At 64.9% G+C, this 19777-nt stretch carries 16 protein-coding genes; 12 read left to right on the top strand and 4 right to left on the bottom strand.

The annotated features are described in order from the left end of the window. Positions 1 to 2: 2 nt before the first annotated feature. From HN018_RS11100 to dnaE, 7 genes are all read left to right on the top strand, one after another. Positions 3 to 812 carry a type III pantothenate kinase gene (locus tag HN018_RS11100; protein WP_171835459.1) on the top strand — a complete coding sequence of 270 codons (810 nt, stop codon included), beginning with the start codon at positions 3 to 5 and terminating at the stop codon, positions 810 to 812. Continuing rightward, the gene (locus tag HN018_RS11095) at positions 812 to 2458 is read left to right on the top strand and encodes a ribonuclease J (protein WP_171835458.1); all 1647 of its coding nucleotides are present in this window, start codon (positions 812 to 814) and stop codon (positions 2456 to 2458) included. Before HN018_RS11100 ends, HN018_RS11095 begins: the two co-directional genes overlap by 1 nt. Positions 2459 to 2882: 424 nt before the next feature. Then, positions 2883 to 4217: a proline--tRNA ligase gene (gene proS, locus HN018_RS11090; protein ID WP_171835457.1), complete on the top strand. Its 1335-nt coding sequence runs from the start codon at positions 2883 to 2885 to the stop codon at positions 4215 to 4217. A 2-nt stretch (positions 4218 to 4219) separates the two neighbouring features. Then, positions 4220 to 5467: a lipoprotein-releasing ABC transporter permease subunit gene (locus tag HN018_RS11085; protein WP_171835456.1), complete on the top strand. Its 1248-nt coding sequence runs from the start codon at positions 4220 to 4222 to the stop codon at positions 5465 to 5467. Beyond that, complete coding sequence (locus HN018_RS11080; protein WP_171835455.1) at positions 5460 to 6158, top strand: ABC transporter ATP-binding protein; 699 nt, start codon at positions 5460 to 5462, stop codon at positions 6156 to 6158. Before HN018_RS11085 ends, HN018_RS11080 begins: the two co-directional genes overlap by 8 nt. Before the next feature lie 62 nt (positions 6159 to 6220). Further along, a complete protein-coding gene (locus HN018_RS11075; protein ID WP_171835697.1) occupies positions 6221 to 7387 on the top strand; it encodes a DNA topoisomerase IB in 1167 nt (388 codons plus the stop codon). 18 nt (positions 7388 to 7405) lie between these two features. Further along, positions 7406 to 10876 carry a DNA polymerase III subunit alpha gene (gene dnaE, locus HN018_RS11070; protein WP_171835454.1) on the top strand — a complete coding sequence of 1157 codons (3471 nt, stop codon included), beginning with the start codon at positions 7406 to 7408 and terminating at the stop codon, positions 10874 to 10876. Positions 10877 to 10980: 104 nt separating this feature from the next. Here the strand turns inward: dnaE and HN018_RS11065 are convergent, their stop codons facing one another. Further along, the gene (locus HN018_RS11065; RefSeq protein ID WP_171835453.1) at positions 10981 to 11826 is read right to left on the bottom strand and encodes an oxidoreductase; all 846 of its coding nucleotides are present in this window, start codon (positions 11824 to 11826) and stop codon (positions 10981 to 10983) included. Between the two features lie 139 nt (positions 11827 to 11965). On the opposite strand from HN018_RS11065, the gene HN018_RS11060 reads away from it, so the two are divergent. The 4 genes from HN018_RS11060 to recO all read left to right on the top strand — a co-directional run bounded on the left by HN018_RS11060 (position 11966) and on the right by recO (position 15775). Then, complete coding sequence (locus HN018_RS11060; protein WP_171835452.1) at positions 11966 to 12859, top strand: LysR family transcriptional regulator; 894 nt, start codon at positions 11966 to 11968, stop codon at positions 12857 to 12859. Positions 12860 to 13055: 196 nt separating this feature from the next. After that, positions 13056 to 13925, top strand: coding sequence for a 30S ribosomal protein S2 (gene rpsB, locus HN018_RS11055; RefSeq protein WP_171835451.1), 870 nt, complete (start codon positions 13056 to 13058; stop codon positions 13923 to 13925). Between the two features lie 114 nt (positions 13926 to 14039). Continuing rightward, on the top strand, positions 14040 to 14978 hold the full coding sequence (gene tsf / locus HN018_RS11050; RefSeq protein ID WP_171835450.1) for a translation elongation factor Ts: 939 nt from the start codon (positions 14040 to 14042) through the stop codon (positions 14976 to 14978). A 26-nt stretch (positions 14979 to 15004) separates the two neighbouring features. Next, complete coding sequence (gene recO / locus HN018_RS11045) at positions 15005 to 15775, top strand: DNA repair protein RecO (RefSeq protein ID WP_171835449.1); 771 nt, start codon at positions 15005 to 15007, stop codon at positions 15773 to 15775. On the opposite strand, the gene HN018_RS11040 is transcribed toward recO, so the two are convergent. Continuing rightward, positions 15776 to 15931, bottom strand: a complete 156-nt coding sequence (locus HN018_RS11040; RefSeq protein WP_171835448.1) for a hypothetical protein — start codon at positions 15929 to 15931, stop codon at positions 15776 to 15778. Positions 15932 to 16303: 372 nt separating this feature from the next. On the opposite strand from HN018_RS11040, the gene HN018_RS11035 reads away from it, so the two are divergent. Then, positions 16304 to 17323, top strand: coding sequence for a glutamine synthetase beta-grasp domain-containing protein (locus HN018_RS11035; protein ID WP_171835447.1), 1020 nt, complete (start codon positions 16304 to 16306; stop codon positions 17321 to 17323). Between the two features lie 137 nt (positions 17324 to 17460). Here HN018_RS11035 and HN018_RS11030 read toward each other — a convergent pair whose 3' ends face one another. Next, positions 17461 to 18345, bottom strand: a complete 885-nt coding sequence (locus HN018_RS11030) for an NAD(P)-dependent oxidoreductase (protein ID WP_171835446.1) — start codon at positions 18343 to 18345, stop codon at positions 17461 to 17463. Next, on the bottom strand, positions 18342 to 19649 hold the full coding sequence (locus tag HN018_RS11025; protein WP_171835445.1) for an MFS transporter: 1308 nt from the start codon (positions 19647 to 19649) through the stop codon (positions 18342 to 18344). The genes HN018_RS11030 and HN018_RS11025 overlap by 4 nt, the downstream gene beginning before the upstream one ends. Between the last annotated feature and the right edge of the window lie 128 nt (positions 19650 to 19777).

Below are 19777 nucleotides of genomic sequence, written 5' to 3'. Positions count from 1 at the left end.
CCATGCTGCTTGTCGTCGATGCCGGGAATACCAATATAGTGTTTGCCGTGCATGACGGGCTGTCATGGCGTGGCATCTGGCGGATCTCGACCGATACCCAGCGGACTTCGGATGAATACGCGGTCTGGCTGCTGACCCTTCTAACGCATCAGGGCCTTTCGCCGGCCCAGATCACCCAGACGGTGATCGGCACGGTCGTCCCGGCGGCGCTCTATAACCTGCGGCGGTTGAGCCGGGACTGGTTCGGCACCGAGCCGCTGATCGCAGCGCTGCGGCTGGACTGGGGTATCGAGATCCTGATGGATCAGCCGAGCGAAGTAGGTGTGGATCGTCTGCTGAACGGCCTGGCGGCGCATCGTCTCTATGGTGGTCCGCTGATCATCATCGATTTCGGGACGGCAACGACATTCGACGTGGTCGACGACAAGGGCGGTTATAATGGCGGGGCGATCGCCCCCGGCGTCAACCTCTCGATCGAGGCATTGCACCAGGCGGCGGCACGCCTGCCGCGTATCGCGATCGGGCGGCCGCAATCGGTCATCGGCCGCGGGACGGTGGCGGCAATGCGGTCTGGGGTATTCTGGGGCTATATAGGACTGGTTGAGGGCCTGGTTGCCAGGATCAAGACGGAATTCGGCGCACCGATGAAGGTGATCGCCACAGGTGGCCTGGCGCCGTTGCTGGCCGAGGGCACCGACATCATCGAACGGATCGATCCGGAGCTGACGCTCGAGGGTCTCCGTATTCTCGCGGGGCGTAATCCCCATCCCCTCCTCACAAACGACAAGTCAAAAGCGATTGAAGGCGACTGATGAATGAATTGAACGGCGATCTGGCCTTCCTGCCCCTGGGTGGGACGGGCGAGATCGGCATGAACCTCAACCTCTACCGGTGCGACGGCACCTGGCTCGCAGTCGATTGCGGGATCGGGTTCGGCGGCAGCGAGACGCCTGAAGCGGAGATCCTGATGCCGGATCCCAGCTTCATCGCCGATCGCCGCAGCGCGCTGATCGGGCTGGTCATTACCCATGCGCACGAGGACCATCTCGGCGCGGTGGCGCATCTCTGGCCGCAGCTTCGCTGCCCGGTCTATGCGACCCCGTTCGCGGCGGCGGTGCTGCGACGCAAGCTCGGCGAAGCTCAGCTGCTTGGCCAGGTGCCGCTGCATGTGATCCCGACGAACGGAAAGTTCGAGCTCGGGCCTTACAAGCTCGAGTTCCTGCAGATGACCCACTCCGTTCCCGAGGCGCAGGCGCTTGTGCTGCGGACGCCCTACGGCACGGTGCTGCACAGCGGCGACTGGAAACTGGATCCCAATCCGCTGGTCGGGCCCCCGACCAACCTGGAGGCCTTCGCCGAGCTCGGCCGCGAGGGCGTGCTGGCAATGGTGTGCGACAGCACCAATGCGATGGTCGAGGGTGAATCCGGTTCCGAGGCGGATGTCCGGCGCAGCATGGCGACGCTGATCCGCAGTATCAGCGGACGGATCGCGGTCACATGTTTCGCCAGCAACGTGGCGCGGGTCGAGAGCATCGCGCTTGCGGCGGAGGCAGCCGGGCGTTCGGTGGTGATCGTCGGGCGGTCATTGCGCAACCTCGACGTGGCGGCCCGCGAGTGCGGCTATCTGCGCGATGTGCCCGAGTTCCTGTCCGAACAGGATGCGGAGGATATCCCCGACGACAACCTGCTGCTGATCGTGACCGGCAGCCAGGGCGAGCCACGCAGCGCCTTGTCGCGCATCGCCAGCGACACGCACCAGAACATCTCGCTCGGCGAGGGTGACACGGTCGTCTATTCGAGCCGCATGATCCCAGGCAACGAGCGCGCGGTCATGGCCGTGCAGGATAACCTGGTCAAGCGCGGCGTCCGGGTGCTGACCGATCGCGATCACAGCGTCCATGTGTCCGGTCATGCGGCGCGCGACGAGATCCGCCGGCTGTACGGGCTGGTGAAGCCGCGCTTCGCGGTTCCGGTGCATGGCGAGTGGCGCCACCTGACCGCCCATGCCGAACTGGCACGCGAGGAGGGGGTGACGCCGATCCTGCTGGAGGATGGCGACATCCTCAATCTGGCACCGGGCCGGGTCGAGGTCGTCGATAGCGCCCCGGTCGGACGTCTCGCGTTGGACGGTAACCGTATCCTGCCGATGAATGGCGGCGTTCTCGCGGCACGTCGCAAGATGCTGTTCAACGGGATGGTGCTGGCCAGCCTCGTCATCGATGGCGGGGGCCGTGTGCTGGGCAAGCCCAAGTTGAGCGCGCCCGGGCTGTTCGAGGTCGATGACGCCGAATCGATCCGGGTCACCGGTGCCTTTGCGGCGAGCCTTGCTGAGATTCCCGCCAACGTCCGCCAGGACGAGGACGGGTTCCGCGACGCTGCCAAGACGGCGTTGCGGCGTGCTCTTGGACGCAAGCTGCAGAAGCGGCCGCTCGTGGATGTACACCTGATGCGGATTTAATGATTTAATTCCGCTCGGTCGCTCAGGCCGGTCGGAAAACAGAACAGCCGAACGCCTTGCACTCTTTGGTGCAATTTCGTTCGGGCCTGTTACTGTATTGATCGTCGTGGATCCATCGAGGGACCGGTAAAGTCATCTCCGGCAGGACAAGAACTGAACCTTCTCCTGCCGTGTGACTGGTGTTTTCTCCCTAAACTTGGCTCCGATGCCGAACCAAGCTTCGTGGGCTCTATCTATGGGTAGATTGCAGCCCTGTCATCATTGGAAATGCAACAACTTCAATCTTTTACTTGTGCAGTGCGGCATTTTAACTTGCAATACTTTTGTGCGGCGCACAATTCGAGATGCTTGCGGTTTTCAGCTGGCGACGTTTCATCTAGGGTCCGGGCGTCTCGTATCCCAAGCCTAGAAGAGCCAGCTCTCGATGCGTCTGTCCCGCAGCTTCCTGCCGACCCTCAAGGAGACTCCTGCGGATGCGCAGATCGTCTCCCACCGCCTGATGCTGAGGGCAGGGCTGGTGCGCCAGACCGCGTCAGGCATCTATGCCTGGCTGCCGGCAGGCCTGCGGGTGTTGCGCAACATCAGCCAGATCGTGCGGGAGGAGCAGGACTCCGTGGGCGCACAGGAAGTGCTGATGCCGACCCTGCAGCCGGCAGAACTCTGGAAGCGCAGCGGCCGCTACGATGCGTATGGCCCGGAGATGCTGCGTATTCGCGACCGGCACGAACGCGACCTGCTCTATGGGCCGACCAACGAGGAGATGATCACCGACCTGTTCGGGCAGGCGGTGAAATCGTATCGCGAGCTGCCGCAGACGCTCTATCACATCCAGTGGAAGTTCCGGGACGAGGTCAGGCCGCGGTTCGGCGTGATGCGCGGCCGCGAATTCCTGATGAAGGACGCCTACAGCTTCGATGTCGATCATGCCGGTGCGGTGGCGAGCTACCAGCGCATGATGCTGGCCTACCTGCGCACGTTCCAGCGGCTCGGCGTGAAGGCGATCCCGATGGTGGCCGATACCGGTCCGATCGGCGGCGAACTCAGCCACGAGTTCATCATCCTGGCGCCGACCGGGGAAAGCGGCGTGTTCTACGATGGCGCCCTCGACGAGCAGGACTGGCTGCACGAGCCGGTCGATACCGACGACCATGCATCGCTGGATACATTCTTCAGGCGGACCACCTCGTTCTATGCGGCGACCGACGAGAAGCACGACCAGGCTGCCTGGAGCGACATCGCCCCGGACCGGCAGCGCGAAGGCCGAGGCATCGAGGTCGGGCACATCTTTCATTTCGGTACAAAGTATACCGAGGCGATGGGGGTCTCGATCAACGGCGCCGACGGCCAGAGCTTCTTTCCCGAAATGGGCAGCTACGGGATCGGCGTGTCGCGTCTGGTCGGCGCGATCATCGAGGCGAGCCACGACGATGCGGGGATCATCTGGCCGGAGGGTGTAGCGCCGTTCGACGCGGTGATCCTGAACCTGAAGAGCGGCGACCTGGCCTGCGATGCGCTGTGCGAGCGTCTGTACCGGGAGGCCCCTGGACGGCTGCTCTACGATGACCGCTCCGATCGGGCCGGCGCGAAATTCGCCGATGCGGACCTGATGGGCCACCCATGGCAGTTCGTGGTCGGGCCGCGCGGCACGGCGGGTGGACGGGTCGAGCTGAAGCGCCGCGCAACCGGCGAGCGGAGCGAGATGTCGGTGGACGATGCGCTGGCGATGATCGCCGCGTTCGGCACGAAGGCGGCGTCCTGACGATGTTCGGCCCATTCGAGCGGGCCGTCGCCGGCCGTTACCTGCGGGCACGCCGGGGCGAACGGTTCGTGTCGGTGATCGCGATTTTCTCGCTGATCGGGATCGCGCTCGGCGTGGCGACGCTGATCATCGTCATGTCGGTGATGAACGGGTTCAAGACCGAGCTGCTCGACCGGATCGTCGGGCTGAACGGCGATCTCAGCATCTATGGCTCGGGTGCGCCGATCAGCGACTATGATGCGATCGCGCAACGTGTGCGCCAGTTGCCGAACGTGGTTTCGGTGTCGCCGATCGTCGAGGGGCAGGTGCTGCTCAGCGCCGGTTCATACAGCGCCGGCGGCCTCGTGCACGGGATGAGCCAGGCGAATTTGCGGGCGCTGCACGAGATCAGCGACAACATCCGGGCCGGTTCGCTCGATGCCTTCCAGGGCGACGATGCGATCGCGATCGGCGCCACCCTGGCCAGCCGTGCCGGCCTGACGATCGGGTCGCACCTGACGCTGGTGTCTCCGAACGGCGCGGCCACGGCATTCGGTACGATCCCGCGTGTGCGTGCCTACACCGTGGTTGCGATCTTCGATGCCGGCGTCAGCGACTATAATGCGAGCTACGTGTTCCTGCCGATGCAGGCAGCGCAGGTCTATTTCCAGCTGCCGGGTGCGGTCTCGCTGATCCAGGTGATGACGCAGGATCCGGCCAACGTCGCGACGGTGACGCCGCAGATCCGGCAGGCACTGTCTGGGGACCGGCTCCGGGTGCTCGACTGGACGCAGAGCAACAACGCATTCTTCGGCGCGGTGCAGGTCGAGCAGAACGTGATGTTCCTGATCCTGACGCTGATCATCCTGGTGGCAGCGTTCAACGTGATCTCGTCGCTGATCATGATGGTCAAGGACAAGACCCGCGATATCGCGGTGCTGCGGACGATCGGCGCCACGCGTGGCGCGATCATGCGGATCTTCCTGATGTGCGGGGCGTCGGTCGGGATTACCGGGACGCTCGTCGGCACGGTGATCGGCATTGTGTTCTGCCTGAACATCGAGCGGCTTCGTCAGTGGCTGCAATCGCTTACCGGCACCAACCTGTTCAATCCGGAAGTCTATTATCTCGAGCATCTGCCGGCGAAGCTCGAATGGCCGGAGGTCACCCAGGTGATCGTGATGGCGCTGGTCCTGTCGCTGCTGGCAACGCTGTATCCGAGCTGGCGTGCGGCGCGGACGGATCCGGTCGAGGCGCTTCGTCATGAGTAGCGATGTGATTGCCGACGTGCCGCTGGCACTGCGGCAGGTAAGCCACAGCTTCGTCAGCGGAGACGACAAGCTGGAGGTCCTGCGCGGCGCGGATCTGGAACTGCGTCCCGGCGAGATCGTGGCGCTGGTCGCACCGAGCGGCACCGGCAAGTCGACGCTGCTGCACCTGGCGGGCCTGCTGGAGAAGCCGCAGGGCGGATCGGTGGTGGTGGCCGGGCGCGACGCCGGGCAGCTTTCCGACAAGGACCGCACTGCCATCCGCCGCAACTCGATCGGCTTCGTCTATCAGTCGCACCACCTGCTGGCGGAATTTACCGCACGGGAGAACGTGGTGCTGCCGCAGATGATCGCCGGCGTGTCCAGGCGGGATGCGCGGGTGCGGGCGGACGAACTGCTCGGGCTGTTCGGGCTGCAGCGGCGCCTGGACCATCTGCCCGGCAAGCTGTCCGGCGGCGAGCAGCAGCGGGTGGCGATCGCCAGGGCGCTGGCCAATCGTCCCAGGGTGCTGCTGGCGGACGAGCCGACCGGCAACCTCGACGTGGCGACATCGGGCGTGGTGTTTGCCGAGCTCATGCGCGTGGTGCGCGAGCAGGGTCTCGCGGCGCTGATCGCCACCCACAATGTCGAGCTGGCGGGACGGATGGACCGGATCGTGACGCTGCGCGAGGGTTTGATCGTCCCGTTCAGCTGAGCCGTCGAACCCCCCGGCCGATGCCCGGTTGTATCCGGGCGACGGACGGGACGGTGGGCGGGATGGCGAAGAAGGCTGCATCGGGGAAGGTGGCGCCGCGCCCCGACCTGGCGGACGTGTCGGTGGATGGACGCGAGGCGGCGCGGGCGGCGCATCTGCATTATGTCGACGACAGCAAGCCGGGCTTTACGCGCAGGCTGGGTCCGGATGGGCTGACGTATTTCGCGCCGAACGGCGAGGCGGTCACCGATGAGGCCGTGCTGGTCCGGCTGAAGAAGCTCGCGGTTCCGCCAGCCTATACCGACGTCTGGATCTGCCGCGACCCGAAAGGGCACCTGCAGGCGGTGGGCCGGGACGCGCGGGGCCGCAAGCAGTACCGCTACCACCCGGACTGGCGCTCGATCCGGGACGAGGCGAAATACGGCAAGATGCTGGTGTTCGGCGAGAAGCTGCCGGCGCTGCGGGCGCAGGTGCAGAAGGACCTCACCCGGCCCGGACTGCCGCGGGCGAAGGTGCTGGCGACCGTGGTGGCGCTGCTCGAGAAGACCATGATGCGGATCGGCAACGACGAGTATGCCAAGACCAACAAGAGCTTCGGGCTGACCACGCTGCGCCGCCGGCATGCCAAGGTCAGCGGCACCGGCCTGGTGCTCGATTTCCGGGCCAAGCACGGCATCCAGCAGCATATCGAGCTGAAGGACCGGCGTCTGGCCGGTATCGTCTCCAGGCTGCAGGAACTGCGCGGGCAGGAGTTGTTCCAGTATCTCGACGAGGACGGCATCCAGCACGACATCTCGTCGCATGACGTGAACGAGTATCTGCAGGAGGTGACCGGCGAGGACATAACGGCCAAGGATTTCAGGACCTGGGCGGCGACCAACCTCGCGGCGCTGGCGCTGCATGAGTTTGAGCAGTTCGACAGCGAGGCGAAGGCCAAGAAGAACGTGCTGCGGGCGATCGAGACCGTGGCCAAGCTGCTCGGCAACACGCCGGCGATCTGCCGCAAATGCTACATACATCCCAGGATTTTCGATGGCTACATGGATGGCTCGCTGGCCGAGGCGCTGAGAGCACGCGTGGAAGCGGCCCTGGCGCCCGAGAGCCGCGCCCAGACCGGGCTGACTGCCGAGGAGGTCGCTGTGATGGCGTTCCTCAGCCGCACCCTCGACCACATCGCGGATCAGGGCACCGTCCCGACTCGGGCGCTGGAGGCTGCAGGGGCGCTCTAGGGGTGATAAACTTAGCCCATGTCGCACGCTGATTTCGTTCATCTCCGGGTCCATTCGGCCTACTCGCTGAGCCAGGGGGCGATCCAGGTTCCGGAGATCGCGGCGCTGGCGCGGGCCGCCGGTATGCCGGCGGTGGCGATCACCGACAGCGGTAACATGTTCGGGGCGCTCGAATTTTCGCAGTACTGCACGGCCAAGGGCGTGCAGCCGATCATCGGCTGCCAGATCACCCTGATGGCCGACGCCGTATCGCTGGCGGACGGGCTGCAGATCGGCGGCTCGCAGGCGGCGGGGCCCGGGCGTGGCACCACGGCGTCGGAACCGCTGGTGCTGCTGGCGCAGGACCGGGTCGGGCTGGCCAATCTGCAGCATCTGTCGTCGATCGGGTTCCTCGAGAGCGATCCGTCCGATCCATGCGTGACGATCGGGACGCTCTGCGCCCATTCCGAAGGGCTGATCCTGCTGACCGGCGGTGGTCGTGGGCCGTTGGCGCGGCTGTTGGCGGATGGTCAGCAGGATGCGGCGCGGCGGCTTCTGGAGACGCTGGCGCTGGCGTTTCCGGGCCGGATCGCGGTCGAGCTGCAGCGGCATGGCCTGGCGATCGAGAAGACGATCGAGCCCGGGCTGATCGAGCTGGCGGACGAGCTCGGGTTGCCGCTGGTGGCGACCAACGAGGTATTCTTCCCGAGGCCCGAGATGCACGAGGCGCATGACGCGCTGATCTGTATCGCGCAGGGACGCACGGTGGCCGAGCGGGAGCGCTGGCGGGTCTCGCCGGAGCAGTGGTTCAAGCCGCCGGCGATGATGCGCGAGCTGTTCGCGGACCTGCCCGAGGCCTGCGACAATACGCTGGCGATTGCCCGGCGGTGCGCGGTGATGTCCGAGACGCGCAAGCCGCTGCTGCCGGTGTGTCCGAAGGTCCGCGAGGGCAGCACCGAGGACCAGACGCTGAGGGCGATGGCCGAGGAAGGCCTCGAACTGCGGCTCGAGAAGCTCGGGGCGGACGTCGATACCTGCACGCGCTATCGCGAGCGGCTGGCATTCGAGCTCAATGTCATCGCGGACATGGGCTTCCCCGGCTACTTCATGATCGTGGCCGACTTCATCCAGTGGGCCAAGGCGCACGACATTCCGGTGGGGCCGGGGCGTGGGTCCGGCGCCGGGTCGCTGGCCGCGTGGGCACTGACCATCACCGATATCGATCCGCTGCCGTTCAACCTGCTGTTCGAGCGGTTCCTGAACCCCGAGCGCGTGTCGATGCCGGATTTCGACATCGATTTCTGCCAGGACCGGCGCGACGAGGTGATCGCCTACGTTCGTCGCGAATACGGCGCGGACCGTGTCGCGCAAATCATCACCTTCGGAAAGCTGCAGGCGCGCGCGGCCGTGCGTGACGTCGGCCGCGTGCTGGCGTTGCCGTACGGGCTGGTCAACAAGGTTTGTGAGCTGATCCCTAACAATCCGGCCAAGCCGGTGACGCTGAAGCAGGCGATCGATGGCGAGACCCGGTTGCAGGAGATGCGCGACCAGGATGAGGGCGTGCGCCGGCTGATGGAGATCGCGCTGCAGCTCGAGGGGCTGTACCGGCACGCCAGCACGCATGCGGCCGGCGTGGTGATCGGCGATCGCAAGCTGGTCGAGCTGGTGCCGCTGTATCGCGATCCCAAGAGCGACATGCTGGTCACGCAGTACAACATGAAGTTCGTCGAGCAGGCCGGGCTGGTGAAGTTCGACTTCCTCGGCCTGACGACGCTGACGATCCTGCAGCGCGGCGTGCAGATGCTGGCGAAGCTCGGCGTCGTGGTCGATCTGTCAATGCTGCCGCTGGACGATGCGCGGACGTACGCGATGCTGGCGCGCGGCGATACCGCTGGCGTGTTCCAGTTCGAAGGTGCCGGCATGCGGGACGTGCTGCGCCAGATGCGGCCGACCCGGATCGAGGATCTGATCGCGGCGGGCGCCTTGTACCGTCCTGGGCCGATGGCGAATATTCCCGATTATTGCCGGCGCAAGCACGGGGAAAAATGGGAAGCGCCGCACGAGGAGATCCGCGGTATCTTGGAAGAGACCTATGGGATCATGGTCTATCAGGAACAGGTCATGCAGATCGCCCAGAAGATGGCGGGCTACAGCCTGGGTGCGGCCGACATGCTGCGCCGTGCGATGGGCAAGAAGATCCGCTCCGAGATGGATACGCAGCGGGCCATTTTTACCGACGGTGCGATGGCACGCGGGATCAGCTCGGACAAGGCGGTCGAGGTGTTCGAGCTGATGGCGAAGTTCGCCGACTATGGCTTCAACAAGTCGCATGCGGCGGCCTATGCGCTGGTGTCGTACCAAACGGCTTGGATGAAGGCCAATCATCCGGTCGCGTTCCTGGCGGCGTGCATGTCGCTGGCGCGGGAAAAGACCGACAAGCTGGCGGCGCTGCGACAGGAAGCGGAGCGGCTCGGGATCAAGGTGCTGCCGCCGGACATCAACCGGTCCGGGGCGGATTTCACCGTCGAAGTCGCCGAGGACGGCACCCAGTCGATCCGGTATGCGCTCGCGGCGGTCAAGAAGGTCGGACTGGCGGCGATGCAGGCGCTGGAGACGCTGCGGAATGGCACGGTGTTTTCCGACCTGGCGGATTTCGCGCAGCGGGCGGACCCGAAGCAGCTGAACAAGATGCAGATCGAGAACCTGGCCAAGGCGGGAGCCTTCGACAGCCTGGATGACAACCGGGCCCGGGTGTTCGGGGCGGCGGAAACCATCCTGCGGCGGGCGCAGGCCCAGGCGGAGGAAGCGTCCAGCGGGCAGATCGGGCTGTTCGGCGGCACAGCCCGCCGGGAAACGCTGCGCCTACCGACCGGGCCGGACTGGCCGGGGATCGAGCGGCTCGGGCTGGAGGCGGACGCGATCGGCTTCCACCTGACCGCGCATCCGCTCGACGGCTATGCCTCGCTGCTGCGGCGGCTGGGGGCGGTGAAGGCGAATGCGATCGAGGCGGCCGGGCAGGCGGGGATCGGCCGGGTCAAGATCGCCGGGTGCGTCATCGACCGGAAGGAGCGGCCGACCCGCACCGGAACCAAGATGGCCTGGGTCCGGCTGTCCGATGCCTCGGGCAGTTGCGAGGTGACGTTCTTCAGCGAGGTGCTGGCCCGAACCCGCGACGTGCTGGTGACTGGGCAGGCGGTACTGGTCACCGCCGACATCCGCATGGAAGGCGAGATGCTGCGGGTGACCGCGCAGGATGCGATCTCGCTGGACAAGGCGGCCGCCGAGGACAAGGCGGAGATGCGGATCTGGGTGGATCGGCCGGCAGCGATCGACGAGATCCGCGTGGTGCTCGGCAAGGTGAAGGGCGGCCGCGGCAAGGTGGTGGTCCTGCCGTGCCTGGACGACACGCAGGATGTCGAACTGACCTTGCCGGACGCCTACATGGTCACGCCGAAGCTTGCGGAGACGCTGAAGCTGGTGGTCGGCGTCCGGTATGTCGAGGAGCGGTAGCCGACGGAGCGGAACACCTGTTTGCGGTCCGTGATCGGGTTCTAGCCCGCATTGCAAATTACCCGACGTCGCTGTCGCCGGGTGATCTGCAGGCGTGTCGGCTTCTACTTCTTCTGGAACTTCGTGCTCCGGGTCAGGTCTTCCCACGTGTCCAGATCACGCTTCAGGTCGACGATTTTTTGCCGGATCTGGTCGAGCGCATCACCGCCGATTACCAGGTGTAGCGGCGGCAAAGCTGCCTCGATCGCGGTGATGATCGCCTGCGCGCCAAGAACCGGGTCATTCTCCTGCTTGCCGTGCGCTGCGAATACGTTGTCGCGCGCCTTGCCGGCCGTATCGGCATAAGCCGGGAGACGGATGTTCGACTGCTTCGCCGACCCGCCCCGGAAATCGGTCAGGAACGCACCCGGCTCCACGACCGTCACGCCGATGCCGAAGGGAGCGACCTCCTTGGCGAGCGTCTCGGATAGTCCTTCCAACGCGAATTTCGCCATGTGGTAGAACCCGACCGCCGGGTAGGTCACCAGCCCGCCGACAGAGCTGATGTTCACGACGTAACCGGTCTTCCGGTTGCGCATGCCCGGCAGGACGGCCTTGATCATGTTCCAGGGGCCGAAGACGTTGGTCTCGAACATGGCGCGAACGCCTGCATCCTCGCCTTCCTCGATCGCCCCAAAATAACCGTATCCGGCGTTGTTGACGAGTACATCGACCGTGCCGAAGCGGGCTTCGGACGCGGCGATCGCTGCCTCGATCTGGTCAGGCCTGGTGACGTCGAGCTCTACCGCGAGCACGGCTTCACCATGCTCTTTGACGAGTTCGCCAAGCACTGACCGGTCCCGCGCGGTCGCGACGACGCGATAGCCGGCCTTCAGGGCCTGCTGTGCAAGCGCCCGACCCAGGCCGGTCGAACATCCGGTGATAAGCCAGACGGCATTTTTCTCAAGCATGATCGTGCCCCTTCTATGATCTGACGCCGGGCAACCGGTGCAAGCGGCATTGCGCGGCGATGGAAACCACAAGGTAGGCAATGCTGCGGCTTACGATTAGGCGCTATGATTGCGATGAGGCGTTGAATGAGAGACGACGATGGAGCGAGGAACGCTCGATGACCTGGCAGCCTTCGCGGCCGTCGCACGGACCCGGAGTTTCACCCGCGCGGCCCCGGGGCTCGGGCTTTCCGTGTCTGCGCTCAGCTATGCCATCAAGCGCCTGGAGCGGCGGCTCGGCACACGCCTGCTTCAAAGAAACAGCCGCAGCGTGGCGCCCACGTCGGCCGGTGCGCGCCTGCTTGAAACTCTCGAACCGGCTCTTGGCGATGTAGAACATGCTCTCCAGGAGCTCGATCGGGACCGTAGCGCCGTGACGGGCATCGTGCGGATCACCGCCACGCGCCAGGGCTACGAAGCGGTGATCCGACCTATCCTGGGTGAATTCGCCAGGCGATACCCTGAGGCACAGGTCGAGGTGCTGATCGAGTACGAATTCCGCGACATCATTGCGGCTTCCATCGATGCCGGGATCCGCATGGGCGAGAAACTCGAGCAGGACATGATCGCAGTCAGGGTCGGTCCCCGCCTGCGAATGGCGATGATTGCGTCACCGGCTTATCTTGCAGGCGGCAACACGCCCCATGAGCCGGGGGACCTGCGACATCATCGCTGCATTCGCTATCGGATGCGGGCGGGCGGGGTCGTCATACCCTGGGAATTCGACCGTGATGGTCACGCCGTTTCGGTCGATGTCGCCGGTCCGCTCACGGTCAACGAGCCGGAGCTTGCCGTCGATGCGGCACTCGACGGCCTGGGCTTGGCCTATGTTCTGGAGGAACGAGCCGCCTCTCATATCGCGGCAGGCCGGCTCGTGCGGCTTCTCGAAGACTGGACGCAGCCTTTTCCCGGGTTCTTTCTCTACTACCCGTCTCGCCGGCAATTGCAGCCGACGCTCGCAGCGCTCATCGAGATCTTGCGGCGAGCGGTTTGAGCAGGCTTGCCCTCACGACAGCATTGCACCGTGTTGTCCAGTTTTTTCCTGCCTGGCTTGCATTCGAGGCCGGTTGCGCGCATACGCGGGCCCGCTGGCTTATGGCCGGTAATTCGCACGCGGGGCTTACCTCTGGTGTCCGGAGACGGACCGAGACCCCGCGGAGGTTCAACCAGTAGGACAAGGGAGCACGCTCATGGCGATGCCCGATTTCACGTTGCGTCAGCTGCTCGAGGCCGGTGTCCATTTCGGTCACCATACTCGCCGCTGGAACCCGCGCATGGCGCCATACCTGTTCGGTATCCGCAACCAGGTTCACATCATCGACCTGCAGCAGACCGTGCCGATGCTCGATCGCGCCCTCAAGGCGGTTCGTGACACCGTCGCCGGCGGCGGTCGCGTCCTGTTCGTCGGCACCAAGCGGGCTGCGGCAGAGCATGTGGCCGAGGCAGCCGCCCGTTGCGGGCAGTATTACGTCAACCATCGCTGGCTCGGCGGCATGCTGACCAACTGGAAGACCATCACCGGCTCGATCAAGCGCCTGCGCCAGATCGACGAGATGCTCTCCGGCGACACGCAGGGCCTGACCAAGAAGGAAATTCTCGAGATCACCCGCGATCGCGAGAAGCTCGAGCGGTCGCTCGGTGGGATCAAGGAAATGGGCGGCCTGCCCGATATCCTGTTCATCATCGACACCAACAAGGAGAAGCTCGCGGTCGAGGAAGCCAACAAGCTCGGCATCCCGGTGATCGCGATCCTCGACAGCAATTCCGATCCGGCCGGCGTGACCTATCCGATCCCCGGCAACGACGACGCGATCCGCGCCATCACCATGTATTGCGACCTGATCGCGTCCGCGGTGCTGGATGGTATCTCGGCGGAACTCGGTGCCTCGGGCCAGGATTACGGTGCTGCCGAGGAACTCCCGGTCGAGCTGATGCCGGAAATCGAAGCGGCCGAGATGCCGGCGGTGACCGAGCTGGCACCGACTGCCGAGCTGGTATCGGCCGAGGAGTTCACCCCGGCCGTTGCGGAGCCCGAAGCGGCGACGCCCGCAGCCGAGTAAGACCAAGGCCGTCCGCTGCGGGTTTATCCCCGGGCGGCGGTTTCCAGGAACTGGACGAACAGGGACGCGCCCCATCGCAGGATGATGGGCGCCGATCTGCTTATGGAGAGCAAGATGGCGGAAATCACGGCTGCCCTCGTGAAAGAGCTGCGCGAGAAGACCGGCGCCGGCATGATGGACTGCAAGAAGGCGCTGAACGAGACGGCTGGCGAGATCGAGCCCGCGGTCGACTGGCTGCGCAAGAAGGGTCTCGCTGCTGCAGCGAAGAAGTCCGGTCGCGTCGCGGCCGAGGGTCTGGTCGCCGTTGCGTCCGGTCCGCGGATCGCCGCGATGGTCGAAGTGAATGCCGAGACCGACTTCGTGGCGCGCAACGAGAGCTTCCAGGCATTCGTTGCCGGCGTGGCGCAGGTAGCACTGATCGTCGGAGAGGATGTCGAGGCGATCAAGGCGTCGAAGATCCAGGGTTCGGACAAGACCGTGGCCGAGGAGCTGACGCAGCTGATCGCCACCATCGGCGAGAACATGACGATCCGCCGGGCCCGCGTCCTGCGCGTCACGTCCGGCGTGGTCGCGACCTACGTGCATTCGGCGCTGCGTCCGGGTATCGGCAAGATCGCCGTGCTGGCCGCGATCGAGGCACCGTCCGAGAGTGACGCGCTGGAGCTGCTCGGTCGGCAGATCGGCATGCATGTCGCGGCGACGCGCCCGGCGGCACTCGATGTCGATGCGGTCGATCCGGCGGCGCTGGAGCGTGAGCGCGCCGTGCTGAGCGAGCAGGCGCGTGCGTCCGGCAAGCCGGAAGCCATCATCGAGAAGATGGTCAACGGCCGGGTTCAGAAATACTACGAGGAAGTGGTTCTGCTCGAGCAGGTCTGGGTTCATGACGGCGAGAGCCGCGTGAAGGCGGTCGTGCAGAAGGCCGGCGGCAAGCTGATCGGGTTCGACCGGTTCCAGCTTGGCGAAGGCATCGAGAAGGAGACCACCGACTTCGCAGCCGAAGTCGCCAAGGTTTCCGGTGTTCCGGCAGCGCCGGCACCTGTGCCCGAGGTCTGATACACGCCTGATGAGAGGAGCCTCCGATGGAATGGGAGGCTCCTGCGATTGTTCTGGCCGCGTCGTCCTATGGTGAGGGCGGCGCGGTCGCGCATGTACTGAGCGAAGAATTCGGGGCCTATCGCGGCCTGGTCCGGGGCGGCAGTTCGCGGGCCCAGATCGCCAACTGGCAGGCCGGCAACCTGATCACCGCGCGCTGGGTCGCCAGATTGCCGGAAATGCTGGGAAACCTGACCGCAGAGCTGGTGCATCCATCCTCGGCGCGGCTGCTGCAATTTGCGCGGCCACTGGCAATGCTGAGCTCCGCGTGCGCGGTGGCCGACGGCGCCCTGCCCGAGCGCGAGGCCCATCCACGGCTGTTCCATGGGCTGGCTGGGTTGTTGACGTTGCTGAGCCTGGATCCCGACGAAGGGGAACGCCTGGGGCCGGCGGCCTTGGTGCGCTGGGAAATGACGCTGCTGTCCGAACTCGGGTATGGGCTCGACCTGACGGAATGCGCGGTCTGTGGCGGGTCCGACAATCTGGCGTTCGTCTCGCCCCGGAGCGGTCGTGCCGTGTCCGAAGAGGGCGCTGGGCTCTGGCGAGAGCGCCTGCTGCGGCTGCCGAAATTCCTGCTAGACGACGCCGATCCGGGCAATGCGGCGGACTGGCGGGATGGGCTCAGGCTGACCGGACATTTCCTGGTGCGAGATGCCTTCGGCCAGCGTCATCGGCCATTGCCGCAGGCACGAGGGCGCCTCTACGACATGATGGTGACGCTGGCCGAGACGGACAGCGAGACAGGTCCCGGGTCCTGATCAGTGAGTGCTCGACTTGGTTCTGAGTGCTTCCGCATAGATCTTGACCTGCGCAAGAAGATCGTCGGCCTTGTCGAAGCTGGCGTGTTGTAGCTGCAGGCGAGCCTGCGCCATCTTGCTTTCCATGATCGCAAGTAGATGCGGATTGTCGTTCATTACAATTCTCCCTTATTTGAACTAATTAAATTAGAACGGAATTTCTCGATGCAATAGTTTCCGCGATAGCTGGCAGGCATGTCTCTGGGACATTAGTAGCAATATGCAAGCATCTGTTGTGTATAAAATTGGGAAATACTGTTTTCGAACTTGGTTCGGCTTCTATACGCAGCAGCTGGAGTTCGGACTGCAATCCTGCCAATCACTCGTGCGTGTCGGGGTGTGGTGACGCTTTACCGGATTTTGGTTCGGGCCAGTCCTGTTATAGCATTTTTGGCACGTTTACTGCATTGGTGATGGCTGCCTTGCTAGTGTGAGAAGACGATCGATGGCCGTGATGTCCTGGTGTCCCTCAAGAACAAGAGAAGAATCATGACCAAGTATAAGCTCGAGTATCTCTGGCTCGATGGCTACACGCCGGTGCCGAACCTGCGCGGCAAGACGCAGATCAAGGAATTCGACACCTATCCGGCCCTCGACGAGCTTCCGATGTGGGGCTTCGACGGCAGCTCGACCAAGCAGGCCGAGGGGCGGAGCTCGGACTGCGTTCTCAAGCCGGTATCGATGTTTCCGGACAGCACCCGCAAGAACGGCGTGCTCGTCATGTGCGAGGTGATGATGCCGGATGGGGAGACGCCGCATCCCTCGAATGGCCGGGCCACCATCCTCGACGATCCGGGTGCCTGGTTCGGGTTCGAGCAGGAATACTTCTTCTACAAGGACGGCCGGCCGATCGGTTTTCCCGACCGGGGCTTTCCGGCGCCGCAGGGGCCTTATTACACCGGCGTCGGCTATAGCAACGTCGGCAATATCGCCCGGCAGATCGTCGAGGAGCATCTCGACCTCTGCCTTGATGCCGGCATCAACCACGAAGGCATCAATGCCGAGGTGGCCAAGGGCCAGTGGGAGTTCCAGATCTTCGGCAAGGGGTCGAAGAAGGCAGCCGACGAGATGTGGGTCGCCCGCTACCTGCTGCAGCGCCTGACCGAGAAATACGGGATCGACATCGAGTATCACTGCAAACCGCTCGGCGATACCGATTGGAACGGCTCCGGCATGCACGCCAACTTCTCGACCACCTATCTCCGGGAGGTCGGCGGCAAGGCGTATTTCGAGCAGCTGATGACCGCCTTCGAGGATGCGAGGGAGGACCATATCGCGGTGTATGGCCCGGACAACCACCTGCGCCTGACCGGGCTGCACGAGACCCAGTCGATCCACAGCTTCAGCTACGGCGTCGCCGATCGCGGAGCCTCGATCCGGGTGCCGCATAGCTTCGTGAAAAACGACTATCGCGGTTATTTGGAAGATCGGCGTCCCAACTCGCAGGGCGACCCGTATCAGATCGCGTCGCGCATCCTGAAGACGGTTGCTTCGGTCCCGACCAGCTAGTCCTTCCGACGCTGAGCACTATCCCGGCAACTTTCTCCGCCATCTGCCCACGATGTGGGCATGGCGGAGAAGCCGATGCTCGGGAGCAAAACAGCGTCTTTGGCCGGTCGAACGACTGGGTTCGACTGGATAACGCGCTAGTCGGGCAGGCCGGCATCCTCGCGGGCCCGTCGCGAGAAGGCAGAAAAATCGAGACCGGCCTCGCCCTTTGCAAGTGACGCAATCAGCCGGTCGCGAACCAGCGAACCCATTGGTAACGCAACATGTAAGGCGCTCCCTGCTTCAAGCAGGAGGTCGGTGTCCTTGGCTGCCAGGGTCATGGCGCCACCGGGCGGATCGAACGACCGCTCGACGATGAGCTTGCCGTAGTTGCGATGCACCGGCGCGGTGAAGAAGCTGCCGGTCAGGATCTCGAGCATCGTCGCGGGAGCGATGCCGCCTTTCTCGTTCAGCGCGAAGACTTCCGACATCTGCTCGATGGTCGAGAAGATCAGGAAGTTGAGGGAAAGCTTGACCAGGTTCGAACGGGTCGGGTCGTCACCGACCGAAAAGATCCGTTGTCCGATGGCCTCCAGCGCCGGAGCCATGCGCGCCTGCAGGGCAGGATCACCGGCGACGACGACGAACAGTTCGCCCGAAGCGGCGGCAGGCGGACGACCGAGCACCGTCGCCGACAGGTAGCCCTGGTTGCGCTCGGCATGTGCCGCCGCCAGCCTTCCCGACAACGCCACCGAGATCGTACTGCTCGAAACGTGGACCGCGCCCGGTGCCAGGCCTTCGGCGATCCCGTCGGCACCGAGCGTCATGCTCTCCACCGCCGGGTCATCGGCGAGCATGCTGAACACCAAGTCTGCGTCGCGCGCAGCGTCGGCCGGCGTTGCTGCGCGTCGGGCGCCCGCCTCGACCAATGCATCGCCTCGGGACGCCGTACGATTATGGACGCTCAGCGCGTGGCCGGCATCGAGCAGCCGGCGCGCCATCCCGGCTCCCATGGGGCCGAGGCCGACGAAACCGATTTTCATGACGTGATCCTTTCCGGGGCGGCTGGGCGATCACGGGTGCCGATCTGATAAACGATGGCACTCGCGGCCGAGATTCCGGCGGCGAGCAGCAGCGCCGGCGTGAAGGAACCGGTGAGTTGCACGACCAGGCCGGTCAAGGCGGGTGCCAGGGCGCCGCCGATCGATCCGCCGATATTCTGGATCGCCTCCAACGTCGCGACCTTGTCCGGCGTGGTGGCAACGGCGGCCATCGCCCAGCCGCATGAGGAGGCGAGGCTGCCGCAGAACAACGCGACGCTGACCAGGAAAACGGCGGCAGAGGTATTATGGACGAGCGGAACGCCGGCGGTGCAGGCTGCGGTGATCAGCATGGCGACCACCAGTGGCAGGCGGCAACTGGCGACCGGTCCGACCCCTCGACGGGCGAGGGTATGTGCGGCGACTCCTCCCAGCAGGGCGCCGAAGAAGCCGCAGGCCTGGGGAACGGCGGTCCAGATGCCGGCCTGTTGCACGCTCAGGTGGCGGGCCCGTTCCAGATAGGCCGGCAGCCAGGTGCCATAGAGCCAGGTCAGGTAGATGACGCCGAAGAAGCCGATCGCCATCCCCCAGGTGTTGGCTTCCCGGAACAGGCTGGGCCAGCCGGTGAGGGTCTTCCCCTGGTCGGCTTCGCTATCCTCGGCATGGATCCACGTTCGTTCCTGCGGCGAAAGGCCGGATTGCTCAGGATCGCGATAGATCAGGTTCCACGATACCGCGACGATCAGGCCTGCGATGCCGATGATCACGAACATCGGCCGCCAGCCGAAGGCGATCATCAGGGAGGTCAGGATCGGCGGGGCGATCGCCGGCCCGAGCGCCGAGGAGGCGTTGAACAGCCCGATCGGCAAGGCCCGGGCCGGCGCCTGGAACCAGTTCGAGCAGACCTTGGTGCCGGCCAGGTACATCGGCGACTCGCCGATCCCGAGTGCGACGCGCGCGAACAGGAACTGGCCGAGGCCGGTGACGAAGCCGGCGGCGATCTGGGCAACCGACCACAGGAGCAGGCCGATGCTCATCAGGCGGCGCGGTCCGTAGCGGTCGATCAGGATGCCGACCGGGAGCTGGGCCACACCGTAGGCGACGGCGAAAGCGGACAATAGCAGGCCCATCTCGGTGTCGCTCAGGTGCAGCGAGGCGCGAATGCTGGAATTGCCGATCGAAAGCGCGGACCGGTCCAGGTAGTTGACGGTGCCGGCGATCACCAGGAGCGTCAGCGCAAGGATGCGCATTCGGCGTGCCGGTCGGGACGGAAATTCGGCAGGCGGTGCGGCAGCTTGATCCGGCATGATCGGGTCTATCCTGCTATGCCGGCACATGATGCGGCGGGCCCGAAGTGAAGACCTGGGAAGGTTGCAGGTCGGCCGGGAGTGGACAAGGGCAGGTTTCTCTGTTTGTTCCCGGTGTTCGGTCTGAT

The sequence above is a fragment of the Lichenicola cladoniae genome, from assembly GCF_013201075.1.
Lineage (GTDB): Bacteria > Pseudomonadota > Alphaproteobacteria > Acetobacterales > Acetobacteraceae > Lichenicola > Lichenicola cladoniae.
This window is presented reverse-complemented; position numbering and strand designations above follow the sequence as displayed.

What these genes read in the sequence shown, in the direction of transcription:
- rpsB (WP_171835451.1), top strand. Translation starts at nt 13,056, where the DNA reads ATGGCGATGCCCGATTTCACGTTGCGTCAGCTGCTCGAGGCCGGTGTC.
- HN018_RS11095 (WP_171835458.1), top strand. Translation starts at nt 812, where the DNA reads ATGAATGAATTGAACGGCGATCTGGCCTTCCTGCCCCTGGGTGGGACG.
- HN018_RS11025 (WP_171835445.1), bottom strand. Translation starts at nt 19,649, where the DNA reads ATGCCGGATCAAGCTGCCGCACCGCCTGCCGAATTTCCGTCCCGACCG.
- dnaE (WP_171835454.1), top strand. Translation starts at nt 7,406, where the DNA reads ATGTCGCACGCTGATTTCGTTCATCTCCGGGTCCATTCGGCCTACTCG.
- HN018_RS11065 (WP_171835453.1), bottom strand. Translation starts at nt 11,826, where the DNA reads ATGCTTGAGAAAAATGCCGTCTGGCTTATCACCGGATGTTCGACCGGC.
- HN018_RS11030 (WP_171835446.1), bottom strand. Translation starts at nt 18,345, where the DNA reads ATGAAAATCGGTTTCGTCGGCCTCGGCCCCATGGGAGCCGGGATGGCG.
- HN018_RS11035 (WP_171835447.1), top strand. Translation starts at nt 16,304, where the DNA reads ATGACCAAGTATAAGCTCGAGTATCTCTGGCTCGATGGCTACACGCCG.
- HN018_RS11085 (WP_171835456.1), top strand. Translation starts at nt 4,220, where the DNA reads ATGTTCGGCCCATTCGAGCGGGCCGTCGCCGGCCGTTACCTGCGGGCA.
- HN018_RS11100 (WP_171835459.1), top strand. Translation starts at nt 3, where the DNA reads ATGCTGCTTGTCGTCGATGCCGGGAATACCAATATAGTGTTTGCCGTG.
- HN018_RS11075 (WP_171835697.1), top strand. Translation starts at nt 6,221, where the DNA reads ATGGCGAAGAAGGCTGCATCGGGGAAGGTGGCGCCGCGCCCCGACCTG.
- recO (WP_171835449.1), top strand. Translation starts at nt 15,005, where the DNA reads ATGGAATGGGAGGCTCCTGCGATTGTTCTGGCCGCGTCGTCCTATGGT.
- HN018_RS11060 (WP_171835452.1), top strand. Translation starts at nt 11,966, where the DNA reads ATGGAGCGAGGAACGCTCGATGACCTGGCAGCCTTCGCGGCCGTCGCA.
- proS (WP_171835457.1), top strand. Translation starts at nt 2,883, where the DNA reads ATGCGTCTGTCCCGCAGCTTCCTGCCGACCCTCAAGGAGACTCCTGCG.
- HN018_RS11040 (WP_171835448.1), bottom strand. Translation starts at nt 15,931, where the DNA reads ATGAACGACAATCCGCATCTACTTGCGATCATGGAAAGCAAGATGGCG.
- HN018_RS11080 (WP_171835455.1), top strand. Translation starts at nt 5,460, where the DNA reads ATGAGTAGCGATGTGATTGCCGACGTGCCGCTGGCACTGCGGCAGGTA.
- tsf (WP_171835450.1), top strand. Translation starts at nt 14,040, where the DNA reads ATGGCGGAAATCACGGCTGCCCTCGTGAAAGAGCTGCGCGAGAAGACC.